The sequence below is a fragment of the Endozoicomonas arenosclerae genome (assembly GCF_001562015.1).
Lineage (GTDB): Bacteria > Pseudomonadota > Gammaproteobacteria > Pseudomonadales > Endozoicomonadaceae > Endozoicomonas_A > Endozoicomonas_A arenosclerae.
The window spans coordinates 1-2,115 of the sequence record NZ_LASA01000255.1 but is presented as its reverse complement, the minus strand read 5'-3'; the positions used below and the strand labels follow the sequence as shown (position 1 = coordinate 2,115).

The 2,115-nt window shown below is 40.2% G+C and carries 2 protein-coding genes; both read right to left on the bottom strand.

Annotated elements, in window-relative coordinates; all coding sequences use genetic code 11:
- Nucleotides 1-179: transposase (locus WG89_RS28455; protein WP_079254114.1), on the bottom strand; the 179-nt coding region annotated here is incomplete at its 3' end.
- A 78-nt stretch (nt 180-257) separates the two neighbouring features.
- On the bottom strand, nt 258-1,754 hold the full coding sequence (locus WG89_RS28450; protein ID WP_062271153.1) for a P-loop ATPase, Sll1717 family: 1,497 nt from the start codon (nt 1,752-1,754) through the stop codon (nt 258-260).
- Nucleotides 1,755-2,115 lie beyond the last annotated feature (361 nt).

The window sequence follows — 2,115 nt, the reverse complement described above, 5'->3', positions numbered from 1 at the left end:
GCCACAAGTTTGCCCTCGAAATATTCCTTGCGCCAACGGGACAACATAAAGGGATGGATGTCCAGTGAATTTGCTACATCCTTGATCAAAGCATGAGGTTTGAAGGTCATGCGAACAGCAGTGACTTTATACTCGTTGGAAAAACGGCGTGTCGGTTTATCGGGTCTGTAGGTTCCCATTTAACACCTCATTCAGTTAGTAATGAGGTGTCCACTAAAGCGGGGGAAGATCAGTCACCTGGATTTACTTGTTAGAAACTACTTGCGCTGAGCCCACTTTTTCTGTTGCTTTGTTTCTACATTCTTCAGCTTTAAGGCTTGCCTGAATACAGGATGGATTTCCCATGAAACTCCATCATCAATATTAAGACGGCTTTTGAACAAGTCAGGCTGTTCAACAAATGAGATATGTTTGTACTCACCATTGTCAAAATCTCTACGGGCTGTAATAAACCCAATTTGATACAAGAAATGTGCAATCTCCCTTTTGTTTGGTGCGCCGAGAATACCAAATATCTTGATTGTTATTTTGTTTTCAATATGATTGCCAATCACTTGCATCAGCTCATCAGTCTGATACCGTTCATTCTGCTGCGAGAATGCAGTTAGGATTTCTTCAATAGCAGGGCATTGAGATGAGAATTCGGCAATTGTGTCATCAATGCGCCTTTTTCCAAACTCTTCCAATTCATTAATAATATCATCGATTGATATTCTGTTGGCTTTTCTCTTAAAGGCTGTTTCTGCGGATATTGTACATAGCTCAACAAGCCACCTTGGTCTGCCTCGGGAGAGTGAGTTCAAAATTATCTCAGCTGGTCGTTTCCTATTATTTCCGCCCCAAGCCATAGGAGAATCAAAAACAAGATAAATCAGCCTTTTGTTTCTAACATCAAGAGCATCAGGAAGATGCTTTTTGACTTCCTTCCAAGTCCCCTTTCTTTCAAAATATCCTTGAACACGCTTAGCCAACAATTCAGTTATTTGATCAGGCGTCCAAGTCAAATCTTGCATGAATTGCTCTATATGAGATAGAGCCTCAAATTCTCTTTTGATTATTTTCCATACATTCGGTCTTACACAAGTTCTGATTTTCAATTCAGGAATTGCGGTTACAATTTGTCGGCATGCTGTAAAATACGCAGCAATTTTAAGTTTGTACCGATCAGTATTAACAAAATTTTGATCAACATCATCGATTATAAGCCAGATCGGTTCTTTTTTATGTAGCCAACGCTTTAATGTCTGTTCTCTATCTTCCTGAGTAATGCGAGTTCTTTGTATTGGAACTTTAGAAGACTGGAGCCTATCGACTATAGAAGAAACAAAAGAGCGTTCTTTAAAGCCATTAAGTTCTGCTTCTTCGACTAGAGAAATAGCATCATCTGTGAATGCCCAACCTATTCTTTTACCTATCTCATTTGCTGCCAAGTGCAAAATTTTCTTTTTCCATTCACGAGTCCAGAAATCAGAGTCGCTGCTATCACACGCAGGCGAAAGATCAACGCCTGTCGTGTTGATGACAATGGAGTTGGGTGCGCGTTCAAGAAGGTTGTTTTTTACAATACGTAGTAATGCAGATTTACCTTCACCCTTATAAGCTCGCACGACCTGAATTGGATTACTCCCATCAAGAAACTCTTTTACTTCAGGCCTTTCGAGAGCATAAGCGGCAAACACTTCATCACTTTCTGTATCCGCAATATCGCTGCCGAAAAGTGACTTATCCGTATAATCTACTTCTAGATATTCCATTTTTTCTCTGTTTCTAGGCATTCGTTTGGTGTCGTATTATATAGAATGTGATAAAAGGATTACATACTACTCGATGCTTTTACTGGCGATTTGCACAAATGTTTGTGTAGTTTCTAACGCTTAGTTTAACCGCCCACTGCAAGTAATCGAAGCGCCACAAGACTTAGGCAAAACACTCTGAAGTTCATTGGGTCGGATTACAACGTCTTGTTGGACGCGCCCTTGCACGGGCCCTTCTATGTATTTATCTTTGTACGACTTGAGTCGTTATTGAGCCTCAGCCACGAGATTTATAATCCCAGGGCCGGTGAATGGGATCATTTTTGAGTATAAATATCCCTTATTATATTCTGCTTTCATG